This window comes from Mesorhizobium sp. M8A.F.Ca.ET.181.01.1.1 (assembly GCF_004792025.1).
GTDB lineage: Bacteria > Pseudomonadota > Alphaproteobacteria > Rhizobiales > Rhizobiaceae > Mesorhizobium.
Genome location: NZ_SRTV01000345.1, coordinates 1 through 279, shown reverse-complemented (window position 1 = coordinate 279; position 279 = coordinate 1). Strand labels below are relative to the sequence as shown.

Annotated in this window: 1 protein-coding gene; it reads right to left on the bottom strand. The window is 60.2% G+C overall.

All coding sequences use genetic code 11. The features are described from left to right. A partial coding sequence (locus tag EN824_RS34910) for an extracellular solute-binding protein (RefSeq protein ID WP_135933251.1) occupies positions 1–279 on the bottom strand: 279 nt, incomplete at both ends.

The window sequence follows — 279 nt, the reverse complement described above, 5'->3', positions numbered from 1 at the left end:
GCCGTTCTTCGTCCAATCGCCGCTCAGATCCTCAAAAAGACCGCGCTGCGCGTAATAGGCCATGCGCTCGCCGTCATGCCAGTTGACGATGTCCGGCGCGACCGTCGAAAGCCAGCCGGGCAGTTGCACCTTGTACGCTTCTTCATCGATAAACGACACCTTTACGTCGATACCGGGATGAGCTTTCCTGAAGTCGTCCACTACCGATTGCCAGACGGCGCGCTGGCTCGCGCCCTTAAACGCAATGTTGGCCGTGAGCGTACCAGCCTGCGCCGGGCT